This is a genomic window from Blautia sp. MSK.18.38 (assembly GCF_024460535.1).
Classification (GTDB): domain Bacteria; phylum Bacillota; class Clostridia; order Lachnospirales; family Lachnospiraceae; genus Blautia_A; species Blautia_A fusiformis.
In genome coordinates this window covers 83467-99388 of record NZ_JANFYP010000015.1, presented here as the reverse complement: position 1 = coordinate 99388, position 15922 = coordinate 83467, and the positions used below count along the sequence as shown (strand labels likewise).

General features: G+C 42.5%; 20 protein-coding genes. 19 read left to right on the top strand and 1 reads right to left on the bottom strand.

Features of this window, described 5'->3' with window-relative positions:
• Positions 1–113 precede the first annotated feature (113 nt).
• The 15 genes from ruvB (at position 114) to NE638_RS10830 (ending at position 12200) form a co-directional block, all read left to right on the top strand.
• Positions 114–1124 (top strand): Holliday junction branch migration DNA helicase RuvB, encoded by a 1011-nt coding sequence (gene ruvB / locus NE638_RS10895; RefSeq protein ID WP_015524888.1) that lies wholly within the window; start codon positions 114–116, stop codon positions 1122–1124.
• 84 nt (positions 1125–1208) lie between these two features.
• Positions 1209–1370 carry a hypothetical protein gene (locus NE638_RS18440; RefSeq protein ID WP_158526504.1) on the top strand — a complete coding sequence of 54 codons (162 nt, stop codon included), beginning with the start codon at positions 1209–1211 and terminating at the stop codon, positions 1368–1370.
• A gap of 223 nt (positions 1371–1593) precedes the next feature.
• Positions 1594–1896, top strand: a complete 303-nt coding sequence (locus NE638_RS10890) for a DUF4406 domain-containing protein (RefSeq protein WP_022426487.1) — start codon at positions 1594–1596, stop codon at positions 1894–1896.
• A 10-nt stretch (positions 1897–1906) separates the two neighbouring features.
• Positions 1907–2170: a DUF6275 family protein gene (locus tag NE638_RS10885; RefSeq protein WP_110103918.1), complete on the top strand. Its 264-nt coding sequence runs from the start codon at positions 1907–1909 to the stop codon at positions 2168–2170.
• A gap of 99 nt (positions 2171–2269) precedes the next feature.
• Positions 2270–2602 (top strand): hypothetical protein, encoded by a 333-nt coding sequence (locus tag NE638_RS10880; RefSeq protein ID WP_022426489.1) that lies wholly within the window; start codon positions 2270–2272, stop codon positions 2600–2602.
• 392 nt (positions 2603–2994) lie between these two features.
• Complete coding sequence (locus NE638_RS10875) at positions 2995–4026, top strand: peptidoglycan recognition protein family protein (RefSeq protein ID WP_022426490.1); 1032 nt, start codon at positions 2995–2997, stop codon at positions 4024–4026.
• A gap of 177 nt (positions 4027–4203) precedes the next feature.
• Positions 4204–4611, top strand: a complete 408-nt coding sequence (locus NE638_RS10870; RefSeq protein WP_015524889.1) for a cell division protein ZapA — start codon at positions 4204–4206, stop codon at positions 4609–4611.
• 88 nt (positions 4612–4699) lie between these two features.
• Complete coding sequence (locus NE638_RS10865; protein WP_173746184.1) at positions 4700–6859, top strand: peptidase U32 family protein; 2160 nt, start codon at positions 4700–4702, stop codon at positions 6857–6859.
• Positions 6860–6865: 6 nt separating this feature from the next.
• Positions 6866–8245 carry an FtsW/RodA/SpoVE family cell cycle protein gene (locus NE638_RS10860; RefSeq protein WP_092070612.1) on the top strand — a complete coding sequence of 460 codons (1380 nt, stop codon included), beginning with the start codon at positions 6866–6868 and terminating at the stop codon, positions 8243–8245.
• Positions 8148–9641 (top strand): peptidoglycan D,D-transpeptidase FtsI family protein, encoded by a 1494-nt coding sequence (locus NE638_RS10855; protein ID WP_173746183.1) that lies wholly within the window; start codon positions 8148–8150, stop codon positions 9639–9641. The genes NE638_RS10860 and NE638_RS10855 overlap by 98 nt, the downstream gene beginning before the upstream one ends.
• A 100-nt stretch (positions 9642–9741) precedes the next feature.
• Positions 9742–10197: an NUDIX hydrolase gene (locus tag NE638_RS10850; RefSeq protein WP_015524893.1), complete on the top strand. Its 456-nt coding sequence runs from the start codon at positions 9742–9744 to the stop codon at positions 10195–10197.
• A 64-nt stretch (positions 10198–10261) separates the two neighbouring features.
• A complete protein-coding gene (locus NE638_RS10845) occupies positions 10262–10573 on the top strand; it encodes a hypothetical protein (RefSeq protein WP_059085676.1) in 312 nt (103 codons plus the stop codon).
• A gap of 4 nt (positions 10574–10577) precedes the next feature.
• Positions 10578–11648, top strand: a complete 1071-nt coding sequence (locus NE638_RS10840; RefSeq protein WP_173746182.1) for a DUF2953 domain-containing protein — start codon at positions 10578–10580, stop codon at positions 11646–11648.
• A complete protein-coding gene (locus NE638_RS10835) occupies positions 11632–12003 on the top strand; it encodes a GerW family sporulation protein (protein ID WP_015524896.1) in 372 nt (123 codons plus the stop codon). The genes NE638_RS10840 and NE638_RS10835 overlap by 17 nt, the downstream gene beginning before the upstream one ends.
• A gap of 59 nt (positions 12004–12062) precedes the next feature.
• Positions 12063–12200: a hypothetical protein gene (locus tag NE638_RS10830; RefSeq protein WP_173740860.1), complete on the top strand. Its 138-nt coding sequence runs from the start codon at positions 12063–12065 to the stop codon at positions 12198–12200.
• Positions 12201–12297: 97 nt separating this feature from the next.
• On the opposite strand, the gene rpmB is transcribed toward NE638_RS10830, so the two are convergent.
• A complete protein-coding gene (gene rpmB / locus NE638_RS10825; RefSeq protein WP_015524898.1) occupies positions 12298–12486 on the bottom strand; it encodes a 50S ribosomal protein L28 in 189 nt (62 codons plus the stop codon).
• Between the two features lie 392 nt (positions 12487–12878).
• Between rpmB and NE638_RS10820 the strand changes: the two genes are divergently transcribed.
• From NE638_RS10820 to NE638_RS10805, 4 genes are all read left to right on the top strand, one after another.
• Positions 12879–13253, top strand: a complete 375-nt coding sequence (locus NE638_RS10820; RefSeq protein ID WP_110103925.1) for an MmcQ/YjbR family DNA-binding protein — start codon at positions 12879–12881, stop codon at positions 13251–13253.
• Positions 13250–13681, top strand: coding sequence for a flavodoxin family protein (locus NE638_RS10815; RefSeq protein WP_059085704.1), 432 nt, complete (start codon positions 13250–13252; stop codon positions 13679–13681). Before NE638_RS10820 ends, NE638_RS10815 begins: the two co-directional genes overlap by 4 nt.
• A 202-nt stretch (positions 13682–13883) precedes the next feature.
• A complete protein-coding gene (locus NE638_RS10810; RefSeq protein ID WP_015524900.1) occupies positions 13884–14243 on the top strand; it encodes an Asp23/Gls24 family envelope stress response protein in 360 nt (119 codons plus the stop codon).
• Between the two features lie 20 nt (positions 14244–14263).
• Positions 14264–15916, top strand: coding sequence for a DAK2 domain-containing protein (locus tag NE638_RS10805; RefSeq protein WP_173746181.1), 1653 nt, complete (start codon positions 14264–14266; stop codon positions 15914–15916).
• The last annotated feature ends 6 nt before the right edge of the window (positions 15917–15922 follow it).

Below are 15922 nucleotides of genomic sequence, written 5' to 3'. Positions count from 1 at the left end.
GAGCAGGAAGCCCCCACTTCAAAATCGTAAGATTTAAGTGGTGGGAGCATGTCACCGCCGTGAGTAAGAGCAAACATGCTCGCACTGAAATGAAATAGAACGGAGCATAGCAAATGGAGAACAGGATCATTACAACAGATGTTACAGAAGAGGATTTTTCCCTGGAGGGAAATTTAAGGCCTCAGAGTCTGGATGAGTATATTGGTCAACAGAAAACAAAAGATACCCTGAAAATTTATATCGAAGCAGCAAAGCAGCGTCATGATTCACTGGATCATGTGCTGTTTTATGGACCTCCGGGGCTGGGAAAGACTACACTTTCCGCGATCATTGCCAATGAGATGGGAACACATATGAAGGTAACATCAGGTCCTGCGATTGAAAAGCCAGGCGAAATGGCTGCGATCCTGAACAACCTTCAGGAAGGAGATGTGCTGTTTGTAGATGAGATACACAGACTGAATCGACAGGTAGAAGAGGTTCTTTACCCGGCAATGGAAGATTTTGCTATCGATATCATGATCGGCAAGGGAGCATCCGCCCGTTCCATTCGTCTGGATCTTCCGAAGTTTACATTGGTAGGTGCAACAACGAGGGCAGGTCTTCTTTCCGCGCCGCTTCGTGATCGTTTTGGCGTAACACAGAGACTGGAGTTTTATGATAAAAAAGAACTGACGACGATCATTCTACGTTCCGCTCAGGTGCTTGGCGTGGAAATCGAACCCAATGGAGCTGCCGAGATCGCCAAGCGTTCCAGAGGAACCCCCCGTCTGGCCAACCGTCTTCTGAAGAGAGTACGTGATTTCGCCCAGGTGAAGTATAATGGTGTGATCACCTACGATGTTGCCTGCTTCGCATTGGATCTTCTGGAAGTAGATCAGTATGGCCTTGATAAAACAGACCGCCGCATTCTCCAGACCTTGATCCTGAATTTTCAGGGCGGCCCCGTGGGGCTTGAAACACTTGCCGCATCGATCGGAGAAGACTCCGGAACACTGGAAGACGTGTATGAACCCTATCTTTTGCAGACAGGTTTCCTTAACAGAACTCCACGTGGAAGAATGGCTTCCGTGCTGGCATATACCCATCTTGGATATCCTCGTCCTGATTTATCGACAAAGTAAAGGTCATAAAAAAAGTGAATTACTCGGTAACTGAGTTACCAGAGAATCTGAATTGAAGACTATTAGCACAGGTGAAAAAACGTTCTGTATAATGCGGTAAAAAAGAAAAAGCGCCAGGCAGGAAACTTTATTTTTGATATAACGGATTGCCCGCTGAAAGAGGGCGAAATAATGGAGCAGGTCAATAATCTGTTCAGATCAACACATCTCTCCTTTTTTGGAAGAGATCGCATTGTACAAGGATAGAAAAATAATTGGTGTTTATCAAAGAAATAAAAAATAAGAACCATTCAGCTGTACGATCTAAAAGATCATGGGTACTGCGAATGGTTCTTATTAAGATATCTTATGTGTATTTTACGATAATATACACAAGAATGCAAGACTTAAAATAAACAATAATTATCCACCAGTCAGAAAATGACAGGTGGTATTTTTATACACTTTTTTAAGAAAGAGAGGACAAGAAATGAAGAAATTATTTATCAGTCAGCCAATGAGTGGCAAAGCAGACGAGGAGATTCTTGCAGAGCGAAAGGTGGCAATCAAAGCGGCAGAAGAGTTGTTGAGAGAACCTGTAGAGGTTATTGATTCTTTCTTCCAGTCAGCACCGGTAGGAGCAAAACCTCTGTGGTTCATTGGAAAGTCCCTGGAGTTTTTATCTGATGCCGATATCGCCTATTTTGCAAAAGACTGGCAGAAAGCAAGAGGATGCAAGATCGAACATGAGCGTGCGGTTGAGTATGGAATTCCGAGAATTGACCATGTGTAGGAGGTAAGGAATGGGAAATGAAGAATTTTTAAGACTTTGCAAAGTAAAAGTAGCTGAATATACCAATTCACACATGGATAAGATCGATGGAAAACAGATCACAGTACAGTATGTGTACGTGGTATGGAGTTGTAAGACATTACAGAACAGTAAAGCACTTCTGAGCACGACTGTGCCGGATGGAATGTATTATGAGCTGACATATAACGGAGATAAGCACGAGTTATACTTTGATGCTTATAAGAAATTTCAAAACATGTGCTTTAAACTGTAATTGCGCCGGTGCAACAGTCGGAGAAGGGAAACACTACATGGAAACAATCATTTGCTCATGTCATAGAATAGAAGATCTGGAAAGAAAAGGAGAATGAACATGAATGTAAATGTAATGATGCAGTATGTAACATATGGTCTGGCGCTGATCGGGGTGCTGGCGTTCCTGGTATCGATTATTGTGCAGGTGATCAAAGAGCTCCCGGGACTTAATAAGATCCCGACAAGTATTGTAGCACTGGTCACATCACTGATCCTGTGTCCGGTGGCACTGGCAGTCCTGTGCACGTATTATAAGACAGCTGTCACCTGGTATTATATTTTCGCATCGATTATTGCGGCGTTTGTAGTGTATTTGGTTGCGACCGGCGGTTGGGAAAAAGTAAAAGGTATCTGGGACAGGACGAAATACAAAGATTCAGAGGGCAAGTGATCCCTTTGTGAAATTCGTTGAACATCAAAGGACGATATGATAATATAGAACACGGAGCAATCGTGTTGCAGGGTGGCTGACCTCTATTCTACATAGAATGGAGGTGGTGCTGATGGACAAGAATCATTTTGATTTCAAAGACCTCATGGCTTTTGGTATGTTCATTCTGGCATTGCTTACGTTCGTTTTGACGTTTTGTAAGTAATTTTCTACATAGAAAAACCACCCCAAAACTTTGGCTGAGTGTAGGGTGGAATTTCTATTTCGCTATTCACTGAGTTCAACCCCTTGTGGGCGGTTGTTCCTTTGTATTATCAATATACCATTTCGAAAAAAATAATTCAAGTATTTTTAGGAGGCGAGTAATCGTCTTTTTTTATTGGAGGAAACATATGTTAAAGATTATGGGAAAAGCTCAGGTATCCGGCAGGAATTATGGTCAGAAGATCATCAGCATTTTGAATGGCATATTATCTATTAAGGCATCAAATAAGACATCAAAAACAGAAAAGGAGAGTACAACCATGAATATCAACACAAGTCTTATCAGTAACAACAACAGCTATGCAGGTCATAAACCGGCATATATCGTAATTCACAACACAGATAACTATGCCAAGGGTGCAAATGCGAAAGCACATGCTAAGGCTCAACATGATGGAAACTTTAAAGGCTATTCTGCACATGTATATGTGGATGACACAGAGGCATATCAGGCGCTTCCGTATAACCGTGGCGCATGGCACGTAGGGGTTAACTACGGCGGTCGGCTGTTTGGTACTGTCAACAACAGAAATTCAGTAGGAATCGAGATGTGTGTCCAGGCTGGCTATAATTATGAGAAAGCTTTCCAGAATACAGTCCGGTTGTGCAAACAGCTTATGAAACAGCTGGGAATCCCGGCTGACAGAGTTGTGCAGCATTATGATGTATGCGCAAAGAACTGCCCGTCAGCGATCCGTGCAAAAGGTGACTGGAACCGGTTCAAGCAGCTGATCGGAGCTGAGACCACCACGCCAACGGTAGATAAGTATTATCGCACAAGAAAGTCCTGGGCTGACAGCAAGAGCCAGATTGGAGCATACAAGAGCCTTGAGAATGCAAAGAAAGAGTGGAAACAGGGCTACACCATCTATGACTGGAACGGAAAAGCAGTGTATCCTGTACAGACTTCAGAAAAGGCAGTAGTTCTGACAGGAAAATTTGAGACCCAGCTTCCGATCATCCGGAAAGGGAATTCCGGCGTTGCAGTTTCCGTGCTGCAGTCTGTACTTGGTGTTACTGTGGATGGCCATTTCGGAGACGATACAGAAGCATCTCTGAAAGTTTTCCAGAAAAACACAGGCGTAAAGGTAAGTGGAACCTGCGGTATTGATTCCTGGAAAAAGATGATCGAACACATGAAAGCCAACACTCATAATTGAGAAAAACATTTGCATTTTTAAAGAAAATATTGTAATCGACAAAATAATAGAAAAACTTCTATACATTTTTGCGGGAATCAGTTATAATAAAAGAAATTGTGGGTTGTAAGACCGGCAATGCAGAGGAATGTTATTGAGGAAATTACCAGTAACAGATAAATTCAGGAGGCTTTACGAATGGCGGTAAAGAATACAGCACAGGTTGTTATCGATGGAAAGATCATTACTCTGGGCGGGTATGAGTCCGAGGAATATTTTCAGAAGGTTGCAGCCTATATGAATAATAAGATCAGTGAGCTGAGTCAGATGCCGGGATACTCCAGACAGGCCATGGAGACCAAGCATACACTGCTCAGTCTGAATATTACAGATGATTATTTTAAGGCAAAGAAGCAGGCGGAGATTTTTGAACAGGATCTGCAGCAGAAAGATCAGGAGATGTATGATCTGAAACATGAACTGATCTCTTTGAAAATGCAGATTGAAGAGGCGAAGAAGGCAGAACAGGAAGCTCAGGAACAGAAGAATCTTCTGGACGGTAAGGTGAAGGAACTGGAGAAAGAACTTGATGAACTGCTTAAATAAGGATGGGGGATTGCTTCGGTAATCCTCTTTTGTTTTATGGTCAGCGGGTTGATTAACAGATGGGAGATGAGGGAATACTTTGAAAAATATGATAACAGAACTGCTCTCGCCGGCAGGTTCTTATGAAAGCTTTGAGGCAGCTATTGGTGCCGGGGCTGATGCGGTATATGTAGGGGGACCGGCTTTTGGAGCAAGAGCATATGCGCAGAACTTCACCCAGGAAGAGCTGATCACTGCCATTGAGACCGCACATATCCATAACCGTAAATTATATCTTACTGTGAATACACTTTTGAAGAACCGTGAACTGGATGATCAGCTGTTTGAATATCTGCTTCCGTATTATGAGGCAGGTCTGGATGCGGTGATCGTACAGGATCTGGGAGTATTTTCTTTTATACGCCGGAATTTCCCGGATCTGGATATTCATGCAAGCACACAGATGACAGTAACCGGACCAGAGGGAATGCGGTTTCTGGAGGAAAAGGGAGCAACGCGTGTGGTTCCGGCCAGAGAGCTTTCCCTGGAAGAGATATCTGCCATGCATAAGGCAAGTCCTCTGGAAATAGAGACTTTTATCCATGGAGCTCTCTGTTACAGCTATTCCGGCCAGTGTCTGATGAGCAGTATTTTCGGTGGAAGAAGCGGAAACCGTGGCCGCTGTGCACAGCCATGCAGGCTTCCTTACAGTGTAACCATGGATCACAGAAAATATAAAGGAGACAAGGATTTTTGTGCATTAAGCCTGAAAGATATCTGCACTCTGGATATTCTTCCGGATATCCTGGAGGCGGGTGTTATGTCTCTGAAGATCGAAGGGCGTATGAAACAGCCGGCGTACACAGCCGGCGTCACGGCAGTATATCGAAAATATCTGGATATGTATTTAAGTGGAAAAGAATATCACGTTCAGGAAAACGATCGGAAGTATCTTCTTGAGCTTTTCAGTCGTGGAGGATCCTGCAAAGGATACTATGATATGTATCGCGGACCGGAAATGATGGCTTTTGCCAATGAAAAAAAATCCGGTAATATACAGCCGGAGATCAGAAAAATAAAAGAAAAAATTCATGGGAATTTAATACTTTCTCCTGAAAGTCCTGTTATACTGGAAATAACCTGCAAGGGCCAGACAGTAACTGCTATGGGCGGTGAGGTACAGTTTGCTAAAAATCAGCCAATGGAAGAACAGAGGATCCGTCAGCAGATGGAGAAACTGGGAAATACAGATTTTCAGTGGGAGGATCTGAACATTGAAATAAATGGAAGGATTTTTGTTCCGGTTAAAGTTCTCAATGAAGTACGAAGAGATGCTCTGAGTCAGCTGCGGGAAGCACTGATCGGATGTCAGAAGAGAGCACAGGTTACGAAGCAGCCGACGAAATCTAAGAATCAGGCTGCCTGTCACAGAAGGGTAACAGACAGCCTGCCTGTGTATGTATCCTGTGAACGTTCGGATACTGCGGAAGTACTTTTGAACGAACCAGGGATTACAGGTTTTTATTTTCCTTTTGATACTATGGAAAAATATTTTTCACCGGAACTTGCTGCAAGCAGTGAATTATATCTTTCTACTCCACATATCCATCGCGGAGAAATCCCCGAAAAGTGGCTTCGATCAGCTCAAAAATGGTTGGAGCAGGGTATGAAGGGTTTTCTGGTAAGAAACCTGGAATCTTACGCCGTACTGAAAAAAATGGGATATGGCGGAAAATGTATCCTGGATGCATCCATGTATACCTGGAATGATCAGAGTGTTGATTTCTGGCGGGAAGAGGGAGTTCTTCGAAATACAGTCCCCCTTGAGTTGAATGAGGGTGAACTGAAACACAGAGATAATACTTCTTCGGAGCTGCTTTTATATGGTTATATCCCACTGATGCTTTCCGCGCAGTGTGTAAGGAAGAATCTTTTCGGATGTACAGGAAAATATGAGACGGCTTATCTGAAAGACCGCTATAACAGTGAATTTCCGGTAAAATGCAGCTGTGATCCATGGGGAAAAAACATCTCCGAAAAAGCAAAATACTGTTATAATATCATTTATAACAGCATTCCTTACGGACTTCCGGGTGAAAAAGATCAGGTAAAAAAACTGAACCTTCACTCTTTGCGACTGGCATTTACGATCGAAGAGCCAGAGAAAGCAAAAGCGATCCTGAAAGAATTCCGGACGGTTTATCAGGAAAACGGAAAACCTTCCGGACGCAGGTATACAAAAGGCCATTTTAAAAGAGGAGCCGAGTAAAAGTGTATGATTAATGTAATTACAGAATTATCTAAGTATGTGATCCTCACATTGATGATCGTCTATACCTTTCATTGTTTTTATATGGTGTGGCGGCAGGATGAGGAAGAAAAGAGAGAACTGCTCCATCAGCAGCTGACCATGATCTTTTTTATTGATTTTACAGCATTTCTTGTGATCTATTTAAAAAGCATGGATTTCAGGGTCATCCTGTTCTATATCGAAATGATGATCTTTTTTGCAGCGATCCAGATCCTTTATCGAATTATTTATCAGAATGCATCGCTGCTTCTTTTAAATAATATGTGTATGCTCCTGAGCGTAGGATTTATCATGCTCTGCCGGCTTTCACTTCCGTCTGCAACTAAGCAGCTTCTGATCGTGGCCGTAGGTAGTGCAGTATCACTGGTGATACCGGTAATGATACGAAAAATGAAATTTTTAAAGGATCTTACATGGGCTTATGCCGGAATTGGTATTGTACTTCTGGCGGCAGTTCTTGTTCTGGCAAGCACAAGCTACGGTGCAAAGCTTTCTCTTATGGGAATCCAGCCTTCCGAGGTGATCAAGATAACCTTCGTATTTTTTATGGCATCACTTCTGTGTACCAAGGTGGATTTTCGTAAAGTAGTACTGGCTACGATCGTTGCAGTGATCCATGTAGGGATCCTGGTTCTTTCCAGGGATCTGGGTAGTGCAGTAATCTTTTTTGTCACCTACCTTGTACTGATCTATGTGGCAACCAGAAATCCGAGCTATTTATTTCTGGGACTTGGCGGAGGATGCTTTGGTTCGGTGATCGCATATCATCTTTTTGGACATGTCCGTCAGCGAGTCAGTGCCTGGAAGGATCCGATGGCTGTCTATCAAAATGAAGGTTATCAGATCGTGCAGTCTCTGTTTGCGATCGGAACCGGAGGCTGGTTTGGAATGGGACTTTGTCAGGGCTCTCCGGAGAAGATTCCGGTCGTAAAAAATGATTTTATCTTCAGTGCTATTTGCGAGGAACTGGGTGGCATTTTTGCCATCTGCCTGATTCTTGTATGCACAAGCTTTTTTCTGATGATCGTTACTATTGCACTAAAGATCAGGAATCCGTTTTATAAACTGATCGCACTGGGGCTCGGAACAGAATATGCTTTTCAGGTATTTCTGACCATCGGCGGTGCAACCAAGTTTATTCCAATGACAGGAGTTACACTTCCGCTGGTGAGTTACGGAGGCAGTTCTGTCATGTGTACCATCCTGATGCTTGCGATCATTCAGGGACTGTATATTCTGAGGGAAGATGAGGACGAACAAATTGAAACGCAGCGAAAAGAAACGATTGAAAGAAGAGGAAAGAGAGCAACGCCTGAGAGAAAGAGAAATCGCCAGACTCCGTAGAAAAAAGAACCGGCCTTTAACTTTTGTATCGGCCTTCTTTATATTGATCTTTGTCAGTCTGATCGGATATCTGGCCTATTTTGACGCCATAAAAAGCGAAGATTTTATCAACAGCCCGTACAACACCCGTCAGGATACATTTTCGGACCGGGTAGTACGTGGAAGTATCCAGTCTTCGGATGGTGAGGTTCTGGCACAGACCAATGTGTATGAAGATGGAACAGAAGAGAGAACGTATCCGTTTTCCAATATTTTTGCACATGCAGTAGGATATGATACCAATGGTAAGAGTGGTTTGGAATCGGAAGCAAATTTCCAGCTTCTCACCTCACATTCATTTTTTCTGGAACAGATGAAAAATGAATTCCTGGGAAAAAAGAATCAGGGTGATACCGTGATCTCCAGTCTGAATGCAGATCTTCAGACAACGGCATACAATTCTCTGGGAGACCGGAGAGGAGCGGTAGTTGTACTGGAACCATCCACCGGACGTATCCTGGCTATGGTGAGCAAACCGGATTTTGATCCGAACACGATCGCACAGAACTGGGATACCCTTGTTAATGATGAAAGTAACAGTAGCCTTTTAAACCGTGCAACCAATGGAGCTTATCCTCCGGGATCAACATTTAAGATCGTCACGGCACTGGATTATTTCAGACAAAAGGGATCACTGGAGGGATATTCCTATCTGTGTCAGGGAAGTATCACAGTGGATGACCACACGATCCAGTGTTACAATGGTGCAGTACATGGACAGGAGGATTTTTATTCCGCATTTGCACATTCCTGTAATTGTGCATTTGCAGATATGGGCCTTGGTCTGGGAGGAGATACTCTGAAAAGTACTGCAGAGGATCTGCTCTTTAATAGGGCGCTTCCGCTGAATTCCTATAAAACCAGTCGCTTTACCCTGGATAATGATTCTCCGAACGCACTTGTGATGCAGACCTCGATCGGCCAGGGTAACACTCTTGTTTCTCCGATGCATATGGCATTGCTCACAAGTGCCATCGCCAATGATGGTGTACTGATGAAGCCAACTATGATCGATAAGATCGTGAATAATTCCGGTGATACGGTCAGGGAAACAGAAAAAACAGAATACAAACGTCTGATGACAAGAAATGAAGCCAATATCCTTGGAAAACTAATGAAAAATGTAGTTGAAAACGGTACGGCTTCTGCATTGAACGGACGAGGATATACTGTTGCCGGAAAAACCGGTTCTGCGGAGTTTGATGAAAATGGCTCTAGTCATTCCTGGTTTGTGGGTTATTCTAATGTAGATGATCCGGATATCGCCATTGCAGTGATCGTGGAAAACGGCGGAACCGGAAGTGAAGCGGCAGTTCCCATTGCGGCCGATGTTTTTGATGCATATTATTTCGATTAAATTGAGAACAGTATCTGCTTCTTGCCCCTTGCCTATAAGGTGAAAAAGAGGTATACTATAGCCAGTGCAAAAGACACACGCATTACAGGAGGATTGCAATATGATAGAAGCAACAAGCTGTGGCGGTGTGGTAATTCATCGGGGTAAGATCCTGGCATTGTATAAATCCTACAGGAACCGTTATGAAGGATGGGTGCTTCCCAAAGGAACTGTAGAAAAAGGAGAGACTTTTGAGCAGACTGCTTTACGTGAAGTAATGGAAGAAGCAGGTGTTCGGGCCTCTATCGTGAAATATATCGGCAAGAGCCAGTATAATTTCACCGTTCCGGAGGATGTGGTAATGAAAGAGGTACACTGGTATCTCATGATAGCTGATAATTATCATAGCAAACCCCAGCGAGAGGAATATTTTGTAGATTCCGGATACTATAAGTTTCATGAGATCTATCATCTTCTCCGTTTTTCCAACGAGAAGCATATCGTGGAACAGGCCTATCAGGAGTATCTGGAAATGCGAAGTGAGGGCGTCTGGGCGAAACAGCAGAAGTATTTTTAACAACAGGACAGGGCTGTGTACTTACGCAGCCCTGTTTGGCATTATAAACGGAGGTGATGGCAGATTGCTGAAATGGATGAAAAACTATTACATAGGAAATGATGTAAAAAATCCTACTAGAATAAGAGCCAGGATCACTGCTGGCAAATTCGTGCCGGATATCTACGTTGTTACTTTGTCTGATAATCCCGGAAATATTTTGGAAATTCTTCCCGCAGGCATGCTTGTACAGCGAAGCGCCAGAGCCACCTGTCCTTTGATCGTTGGAATGGCCAGAGGGAAATCCGGTGCTATACAGATGGTACAGGATATGATCGAACAGGTTTATACCGAAACTGGAAATTTTAAAATAAAAGAATATCTGAAAAACAGGTGAACCAATGTTGCATATATTATGGCTGATAATAAAATGGATATTGATCCTTCTGGGGATTCTGATCGGGCTGATCTTTCTGATCCTGCTGCTTCTTTTATTTTGTCCAATCAGATACAGAGGGAATTTAAAAAAAGACCGTACGGATAGTCTTCGTGAAATACATGCTACCGGTGAAGTAAGCTGGCTGCTTCATATAATATCTGCACAGGTATTCTGGGAGCAGGGCGTTCTGAAAACAAAAATATGTTTTTTAGGGATTCCTTTGGAAAAATTTAAAAATCTGTTTCGTAAAAAAAAGAAACCTAGATCTCTTTCCAACTCCGGAAATCAAAATGCCAAAAAACAGGCAGAGGCTTCCAGAAGCCATGAAAAGACATCAAAAAACGAAAATCAGAACGATACCGCAGAGCTGCAAATGTCTGAGCCTCAGGAAGATACTGTTGAAGATATAAATGAAATTTTGGAAAATGTAATAATGGAGCCGATATCGATTTCCGAAGAAATATCGGAAGAATCGGAAGATGAAAAGAAGCTTCGGACAAAGATTGCAGATTTAATTTTGAATATAGTGGGAAGAATAAAAACTGCAGTTGGAAATCTGATCCGAATCGTACAGAATTTTCTTGGAATCCCCAAAAGGATTCTGAAAAAAATGCAAAGTCTTGCATTAACAATCCGGAATTTCTATGATAAGATAAACTGGTGGAAAGAATTTTTAGACCATCCCCGAACCAGAGAGGCTCTTTCCTTTCTGTGGAAAAATGCAAAAAAACTGATTTATCATGTGCTTCCGACAAGGATCACCGGAAAAATCACATTTGGCAATGAAGATCCGGCAGTTACAGGTATGGTATTGGCTGTATTAGGAATGACGATTCCTTTTCATAAAAACAAGATCGAAGCAGCGCCCCTTTTTGATGATGAAAATGTTCTTGAGGGAGAGATCCTGTTAAAGGGAAGGATTTATGGAATTGTAGTTCTCAAAACAGCAACAGAGCTTTATTTCAATAAAAATATAAAATACGTCATCCACCGATGGAGACATAAGGAGGTAAAACATGGAGAAAGAGAATAATTTCAAAGATACCGTGAATTCATTATTTAAAGGAATGGATGGCTTTGTATCGGCCAAAACAGTGGTTGGCGATGCCATTCATGTAGGTGATACCATTATCCTTCCTCTGGTCGATGTATCCTTCGGCGTGGGAGCCGGAGCTTTTGAAGGGGACAAGAAAAATAACGGCGGCGGAGGTCTTGCCGGAAAGATGTCTCCCTGCGCAGTACTTGTGATCCAGAATGGAAGCACCAAACTTGTAAACGTAAAAAATCAGGATGGCCTTACCAAGGTTCTGGATATGGTGCCGGATTTTGTGAACCGTTTTGCGCCAGGTGCAGGCAATGCTGAGGATACAGACGGGAAAGAAGAGTAGTATTCCATTTAGATTTCATGCATATACTGTAATAAAAAACAGGAAATGAGCAGACAGGAGTGGGAAAGCTAACTGGTTTTATGCTGTTTTTTATTGGTGTGGGCATGGTTCTTGGTATCCTTATTACAGAGAATTTTATTGTGATCGCAATGGCAGTCATATGTCTGCTATGCGGATATCATATGTTTTGCAGATAAGCGGGAAGTGTGCACCTGGCATACTTCCCGCTTGTAATTTATCTGTCTTAAAGATAAAAAAACAGCCCCCGCATTCTACGGGGGCATACGATATTACTTACGCTCTTTCAACTTTTCCGGATCTTAAACAAGAAGTACATACATACATTTTCTTTGCTCCGCCGGCAGTTGTTTTTACTCTGACGGATTTAACGTTAGATTTCCACATTTTGTTGGATCTTCTATGGGAATGACTCACATTGTTTCCGAAATGAGCTCCTTTATCGCAGATTGCACATTTAGCCATGAATAGCACCTCCTTTTATCAACAGTCACCATTTTAACAGATGAATTGCTCTTTTGCAAGCAAAAAAAGGAAATTTATCAAAAATTCTGCAAAGAGTTTTAAGGAAAGTATTCCATACCTCCGGGAACAGGGCGGATCATGGTAGAATTAAGCGTTGTGTGTATGGTTTAGATCAATTTGAAACATAGAAAATTACCCAGTGCGAATTAATTTATCGTTTTTTCTTTGGCCTGGTCTCTTTCCTGAAGCTGAATAGAACATATTCTTGCTGAACTGGCATATGAGAATAGGAAAACCGGGAAAATGCAAAAGAATTTGGCAGGTAGTTCGGAATCCGAAAATGTGGTATGATTATAGGTAGGATATCAGAAACGTCAGGAGTTGAATAGATTGTGAAGACGGAAGAAATCTTTAAATATGTGCAGAAACAGTACGGAACAGTCCCAGAATATTTATGGAGTAAATCGCCAGACAGTGCAGTACTCCGACATAAAAACGGAAAATGGTATGCAGTGATCATGACTATTGAAAAATCAAAACTGGGATTAGAAGGAAAAGATCCGGTTGATATCATGGATGTAAAGTGTGATCCGGACATGACGAATATGATTATTCAGACGCATGGATTTTTACCTGGATACCATATGAACAAGCAGCACTGGATCACGATTTTACTGGATGGTTCGGTCAGTAAAGCAAAGATACTGGACTTTTTGGACATGAGTTATGACCTGATTGATGGAGCAGGCAGAAAGGAAAACAAATGAGAAAAGCAATCGTATATGCATCTGTACATCATGGAAATACAGAAAAATTAGTAAAAAGTGTAGCAGAAGCGTGCCAGATCGATTTGATCGATGCTGTAAAACAACCAGATGCAGATGTGAGCAGTTATGATATGATTGGGTTTGCATCAGGAATCTATTTTTCAAAATTTCATCAGTCGATATTGGGATTTGCAGAGAAGAATCTACCGGACGACAAAAAGGTATTTCTAATCTGTACTTATGGTGGAAGTGCCAATTATAAATCCATAGAGCAGATTTTGGATAAGAAGCGTTCTAAAGTGATAGGAAAATTCGGGTGCAAGGGCTATGACACATTTGGTCCATTTAAACTGGTTGGTGGAATTGCAAAAGGGCATCCAGATGAAGAAGATATAAAAAATGCAGTTGAGTTTGTAAAAGGATTATAAGTAGATAAACGAAAAAGAAAAACCGGCTTCATAGTATCGGCCAGTATGCTCCATCACAATCCGGGGTTTCCCTTCAATAGAGTGGATGAGCTTAATTTTCTATAAGATAAAACAAGTTGAACTCTATCATTGCGTAATTATAAAAAAAAGGTTATAATAGTTTTATATAATTTAATCTGAATGAAACAATGGAGGTAACCATATGAATGGACGTATAGATTCCGGATTGGGTCAGATCGTAATTGATACAGATGTCATTGCGACTTATGCCGGCAGTGTGGCGGTAGAGTGTTTTGGTATCATCGGAATGGCAGCTATCAGTATGAAGGATGGCCTGGTCAAGCTTTTGCGTATTGACAGCCTGAAACATGGTATCAGTGTTAAGATCACGGATGATAATAAGATCCGGCTGAATTTTCATGTCATCGTAGCATATGGCGTGAATATCAGTACTATTGCGGACAATCTTGTCAACAATGTAAAATATAAAGTCGAAGCCTTTACAGGAATGGAGATTGAAAAGATCAACATTATGGTTGAGGGCGTGCGTGCAATAGATTAGTTTTAGAGGAGGAACTTGTGGTGAATAACAAAACCATAGATGCTAAAATACTTTCCAGAATGTTTCTGTCCGGAGCAAAGAATCTGGAAGCGAAGAAAGAGTGGATTAATGAACTGAATGTGTTTCCTGTACCTGATGGAGATACGGGAACCAATATGACGCTTACCATCATGTCTGCTGCTTCTGAAGTAGGTGCTCTTACAGATCCGGATATGGAATCCCTGGCAAAGGCAATTTCTTCCGGTTCCCTCCGTGGAGCCAGAGGTAATTCCGGTGTTATCCTGTCACAGCTTCTGCGTGGATTTACCAGAGGTGTGCGTAAACTTACAGATCTGGATGCACCTGCCATTGCCGCAGCTATGGAGCGAGGCGCTGAAACTGCATACAAAGCAGTTATGAAACCAAAAGAGGGAACCATTCTTACTGTAGCCAGAGCTGCAGCAGACAGAGCAGCAGAGCTTGCTGATGCTGCAGAAGATCTGGATGCTTTTTTCGACGGGATCTTTCAGCATGCAGAGGAAACTCTTGCCAGAACACCAGAGATGCTTCCAGTCCTGAAAGAAGCAGGTGTTGTGGATTCTGGCGGACAGGGACTTCTGGAAGTTTTCCGTGGTGCCATCGACGGATATCATGGAAAAGAAGTGGATTATTCCCAGTTTGAGGCAGCAGCTCCTAAGATCACAAAGATTTCTCCTCAGGCAGAGGCAGATATCAAATTTGGATATTGTACAGAGTTTATTATCCTTCTTGAAAAACCGCTTCCACAGGATGAGATCGACCGTTTCCGTGAATTTCTGGATTCCATCGGTGATTCCATTGTTTTGGTGGCTGATGATGAGATTGTCAAGGTACACGTGCACACCAATCATCCGGGACAGGCTTTTGAACGCGCACTCACGTATGGTCAGCTTTCCCGTATGAAGATTGACAATATGAGAGAAGAACATCAGGAAAAACTGATCAAAGATGCGGAAAAACTTGCAAAAGAACAGGCAGAAAACAAAGAACCTCCAAAGGATCATGGATTTATTTCCGTATCCGTAGGTGAGGGACTTTCTCAGATCTTCCGTGAGCTTGGCGTAGATTATCTGATCGAAGGCGGCCAGACTATGAATCCGAGTACTGAAGACATGCTCAATGCTATTGAGAAAGTAAATGCAAAAACAATTTATATTTTCCCGAATAACAAGAATATTATCCTTGCAGCTAACCAGGCAAGAGATCTGACTGAGGACAAGGAGATCATTGTAGTACCAACCAAGACAATCCCACAGGGAATTTCCGCAATGATCAGCTTTGTTCCGGAGAAGGGCGGCGAGGAGAACCTTGCTTCCATGACCGATGCGATTTCCAGAGTGAAGACCGGACAGATTACTTATGCAGTCCGTGATACACGCATTGATAACAAGGAAATCCATGAGGGAGATATCATGGGAATCGGTGATGCAGGTATCCTTGCAGTAGGCAGAGATCGACTTCAGGTAGCAGAGGAGATGGTAGCAGAGATGGTTGACGAGGAATCTGAGATTATCAGTGTTTACTATGGTGAAGATGTATCTGAGGAAGATGCAGAGGCACTTTCTGATTCTCTTACCGAGAAATATCCGGAGTGCGAGGTTGAGCTGAACCAGGGTGGACAGCCAATTTACTACTATCTGATTTCTGTAGAATAAAGAGCA